The following is a 5528-nucleotide window of genomic DNA, read 5'->3' on the forward strand; positions in this document are numbered from 1 at the left end:
GGAGCTAATTTAATGATTACTTTCCCCTCTATATTCTTTTTCAACCTTTACTTACTTATTTACACTCTTCTAAAATTTTTCTATCTCCTTTTATCTCTCATTCTAAACTCTCCTATTTTAACTCTTCTAAAACATAATTACCTCTCTAAAGCTACCCCCAATTTAATTATTCTTATAATTTAAAATTTATTTACTTTGAGCATGAGTTTTTAAATTAACTTGAGTTCTAAATTGCTATAATAAAAGTATTAACAGAAAGATTTTCATAACAATTCTCTTGTCATTTCAACTTAAAATAATTTTTACATATGCTTAATCGACTCTTTACAAAATATAAATTTCCTTTCTTTGTAACTTGCTTAACTACTTTAGGCAGTTGTTTTATTATCTCTAATTTAAGCCTCCAACAGGCTCTAGCTTCTCCCTATAAACAGCAAATTATAGATCCTGATTATAGCGAATACAATCAAGAGCTTTGGGGCAAAGATCTAGCTACTGCAAATATCGTAGTTACTTTTACAAATAAACAAAAATTAAGAAACTTCCTAAATCGTTACCTTGAAGTAATGCATCATGACTTTAAGGCTATTGATCTCAACTTTATCGATACTTCAAAAATTACCAATTTTGATTACCTATTTGCAGGAATCTTAGAAACAGGTTTTAAATGCGTAACTAAAAATGTCAATGTTGATATTTCTAAATGGAATACTAGTGCGGTAACTTCCATGAAATACACTTTTATGTGTAGTACGTTTAATGGAGACATTAGCAAATGGGATGTTTCTAATGTTAGAGATATGAGTTATCTTTTCTACTCTAACCGAGAGTTTAATGGCAACCTTAGCAATTGGAATGTTAGTAAAGTAATAAAAATGACTAATACCTTTAATAAAGCGAGTAAGTTTAATGGGGATCTTAGTCGTTGGAATGTGGCTAATGTTACAGATATGTCAGGAATGTTTTGGGGAGCGACTAACTTTAATTCTGATCTAAGTCGCTGGGATGTATCTAATGTTACCAGCATGAAATCTATGTTTAGTTCAACCCAATACTTTAATGCAGATTTAAGCCGTTGGAATGTATCTCAAGTAACCGATATGAGTTGGATGTTTGCTGGAGCTAAAGTATTTAATGCAGATTTAAGTAAGTGGGATACCGGTAAAGTTTCAAACATGGAAAAAATGTTTAGTGGGGCAAGAAAATTTACTTCAGATTTAAGCCAATGGAATGTTTCTCAAGTAACTAATATGTCTTCTATGTTTGCCTATGCTTTTGACTTTAATTCTGATTTAAGCTCTTGGAATGTAATTAATGTAAGAAACATGGAATCTATGTTTAAAAACGCAAGAAAATTTAGTTCAGATCTCAAGAACTGGAATTTTAACTATCAATACACTAAAACAGATAGCATGTTTAATAACTCCAATGTAAAATTCTCTCAAGTTAGTTCATGGCAAAGCAAAATGAACAAAGAACAATTTGATAAACTTTGGTAATTAAGTCTTATTTCTTTGTTACTCTTGTAATCTTTCCTCTTTGTAAGTATTTGAGTCTACCTTCTTTGTTGGAATTTGAATCTTTTGCTTTATTGTTGAGGTTTTAATTCTTTTTAGTACTGAGGTTTTAGCTCTTTGTTGCAGTCAAGTTTGACTTATCTAGTTGATCTTCGCCTCATCTTAAAATAAATTGGCATAATAATTTATCTGTGCTTTTTGCTATAATAAAAAACCAAAAAATGTAACTTTAATTTTTAAGGATCATATATATGGGTTTACATATAGCAATTTCTGCAGACGAGTTATTTATTACTAAATTTTTAACTTTAGCAGAAAACCTCCACGATGATATTAGTAGTATCACTATTGTTGAAAATGCTAATGCTGATGCTTATAACTTCGATGATATCGAAGTTATTGAAAGATTTAACTACGACTATAAAAAGTTTGCCAACGTTGATTGGGATAAAATTGATCTCTACCTCTATAACGATACCATTGAGAATCTTAAATTCTTAACGGGAGCTGCTGCTAAAAGCGTATTCTCTATCGATTTAACTGGTTACTCTGCAACCTTAGATCAAATGCCGGTAATCGTTCCACGTGTTGATGAATTCCAGCTAGAAGAAGCTCTCGAGAAAAAAATGGTTTCTTTACCTCACCCTCAAGTGAGCCAACTAATGTACATTATTAATAGCTTACGTATGAATCAACCTATGCTCTATGTAAGTGTTACTAATGTGTTCCCAGTTTCTTACATTAATAAAGACGCAACTACTAGTTTAGCTAAACAAACTCGTGATTTCTTTAACTTTAGTGATGAAAAAGATAAAGGACAAATGTCTTTAGCTTTTGATGTAAATGCTCTTACAGATGTAGCTCCGGATAAACAAATTAGTTTTGAGGCACAAATTAAAAGAATCATGCCTCAAATTGAAACTGTACATGTAAACAACCTTGTCGCTCCTGTATTTTATGGGGTAACACAAACTGTTACTGTAGGTTTAACTACAGGAAATACTATAGATACAGGTATTGTTGAAGAATGGTTAGGGGATGTTAAAGACTTTGAAGGTATAGGTTATAAAGTTAATCAATCTTCACCAAAAAAATACATTCAAGAAGATAGTCAAACCCTTTTAGAGTTTTCAGATGTAAGTAATACTGAAAATGTAAAATGGAAATCTGTTTGTGATAATGATCAATTAGTTCTCTTCCAAACGGTAGAATTAATCAATTTATTTATTGCTAACAATTTCTTTAAACCACAATTATTACACTAGAAAGAAGAGGAAACCCCTCTTCTTTTTTCATTAATTCCCACCTAATTTATAAGGAAATTATCTCAAATAATTTTCAACTTACACCACCATAACTACTTGTTTTATAGAATAAACACTACCCCCCCCATGACCTATTTCTTTTTTCTTCTTAAATTCACTTTACTTACTTTTGCTAGTACTTTGATAAAATAACCACAATTTAAATGAAAATAATTATCATTTAAAGCTGACTCTCTAAAAAGTAAAAGAATATGCCCCTTAATGCTGTTATGGGCATTAATAAAATCACTCCTTTTTTTGTTAGATATGAAAATGAAATTAACTAAACTTGCTTTGGTAGTTTGTACTTCAGCTTTAACCCTTAACTTTGCCATTGCAGAAGAAACCAATAATAATCTTACCCTTAAACCAGTAACTGTAGTAGGGACGGTAAACCGTTTAGGTAAAGCTGATAATTCAGCTTCAACTCTAAATGTAAGCGTAAATGAATTAGAAAAACAAACTGGTGGAACTAAATTAGACGAAACTCTTCTCTACTACCCAGGAATTTACGCTAACTATGCTCCTTCTAACCACTATAACATCATAAGAATTCGTGGCTTTACGCCAGAATTTGCTATGGATGGAGCAAGCTTTAGTTACCCAAGTGGTTTATACGTATACAACCCAGTACTCTTTGGTTTAGAAAAAGTTGAAATTGTAAAAGGAGCTAACTCTGTACTTTATGGAGCAACTCAAGCAGGAGGTGTAGTAAATCTCATCTCTAAACGCCCTACAACCACTCCACAAGGTTTACTCCAATTCCGTATTGGCAGTCATGATACTTATGCTGTAGGTGCAGACTACTCAAATAGAATCAACGACTATGTACGTTATCGTGTAGTTGGGGAATGGCAACATACTCGTGGACAAAAGAAATACACTAATACTAATCAATACTACTTTGCTCCATCATTTACCATTGACTTTAGTGATAACACTCAACTAACAGTTTTAACCAGCTTTAATAAACAAAAAGGTGTTCCGAGTAACTTCGTAGTTCCGGGCTATGGTTCTTTCTACACCGCTGGGGGCTCATTTAGCCGTAGCACTTACTTTGGCGAACCTAACTTTGCCGAAGTAAACACCAAACAATACTCATTAGGTTGGGAGTTCACGCATAAATTTAACGATAATGTTAAATATGAGCAGAACTATCGTTACAACTTTATTGATACTGATTACTTTGATGTTGTGGCAGGAATGGCAACCATTACTATGACTGGTAGCACTACAGGTACAAGATCATATGTATACAATAAAGGTAAATATGAATCTCACTACTTTGATAACCGTTTAGTATTAAATGGTGACCTCTCTCCAGAAGTTAATGCGGTATTAGCTTTAGGAGTAGAATTACAAAGAGTTCATGTATCAGGTAATTATGCTTCAGGTAGTGCTTCAAGTATCGACTTATTTAACCCTACTTATTTAGCAAGTGACTCTACAGCATTTAGTAGTATGTCTCCATACCACTATATTCAAACTGCAAATCAAACCAGTTTATATGCTTTAAGTTCATTTGATTTCACTAAATATGTAACCTTTAACTATGGGTTAAGATACATGAGTGTGAATGGTAAATCTGAAGCTAATGGTATTAGCAATAGTTACAATACTGGGCATACGGTTCACTCAGCAGGCTTTACCTTTAACTTACCTTATGAGGTAACTCCATACGTAAACTTCTCACAAGCATTTAGAGCTCGTGCACCAATTCCAACTAGTTCAACCGACTACAGAAGTTTTGCTTATAACAAGGCAAACTCTTTACAAACTGGAATTAAGTATGACCCTGAACTCTTTGACGGTAATTTTGAAGTAAGCTATTTCAATATTCATGAACATAATCCATTCTCTCGTAATGATTCAACTGGGGATTATCAACAAACAGATTTAGCAATTAAAACTCATGGTTGGGAAATTGCGGCAAATCTTGATGTAACAGACTGGTGGCAAACTCGTTTAGGCTATACTTATACTTCAGCAACTACTTATCGTTCAACCACAACCTTTGAAACTAATGGGATTCCAAAACATGTGGTAAGTTTATGGAATAACTTTACCCTTAGCCCAAGTGTAAGTTTTGGGGTAGGTGCGAGATACTTAAGTAGTACTAATGCCCGTAGTTTAGGTTACTTATACATGCCTAATGTAATGCAACGTTTAAGTCCGTATGTTTCATTAAGCAATATGCGTACTAAACCTGTATGGTTAGTTGATGCTATGGTTTCATGGCAAGCAACAAAAGATTGGAATGTTACTTTAAATGCAACTAATCTCTTTGATAAAGTATACTTCACTAACTGTAACTCAGTTTGTTACTTTGGTGCAGGACGTTATGTTGGCGTAACAGCTCAATATAGATTCTAAACAAAACATTTTATATTTTATAATGTAAAATAATCCTCTAGACTTATTCTAGGGGATTATTTTTATAGCTCATCTCAACCTTTATCACACTTTCAAAAAGAATAATAAAATCTTCATTAATTAACCTATATACGCATTTTATAAATGGGTATATTTTTGATAAGTTATTGTTTTTTAATAAATCTATAATTTTAACTTCTGTGATTCTTATTAATTTATTTTTATTTTTTCTTTGTATTCAGGTATAATACAACTATATTTCTAATCTCGAGTGGAGATCAGAATATTCCATTTTTTCTTTGGCGAGAAAAAATGGCTCTCGTTGGCGCGAGAG

The 5528-nt window shown here is 32.5% G+C and carries 3 protein-coding genes; all 3 read left to right on the forward strand.

What is annotated here, in order from left to right:
• Nucleotides 1-308 precede the first annotated feature (308 nt).
• On the forward strand, nucleotides 309-1499 hold the full coding sequence (locus CKF59_RS06630) for a BspA family leucine-rich repeat surface protein (RefSeq protein WP_119535159.1): 1191 nt from the start codon (nucleotides 309-311) through the stop codon (nucleotides 1497-1499).
• Between the two features lie 269 nt (nucleotides 1500-1768).
• Entirely contained in the window at nucleotides 1769-2782 is a 1014-nt protein-coding gene (locus CKF59_RS06635) for a hypothetical protein (protein ID WP_119535160.1), read from the forward strand.
• A gap of 312 nt (nucleotides 2783-3094) precedes the next feature.
• Nucleotides 3095-5194 (forward strand): TonB-dependent siderophore receptor, encoded by a 2100-nt coding sequence (locus CKF59_RS06640; protein WP_222985654.1) that lies wholly within the window; start codon nucleotides 3095-3097, stop codon nucleotides 5192-5194.
• Nucleotides 5195-5528: the final 334 nt, after the last annotated feature.

It is taken from the genome of Psittacicella gerlachiana (genome assembly GCF_003585965.1).
Lineage (GTDB): Bacteria > Pseudomonadota > Gammaproteobacteria > Enterobacterales > Psittacicellaceae > Psittacicella > Psittacicella gerlachiana.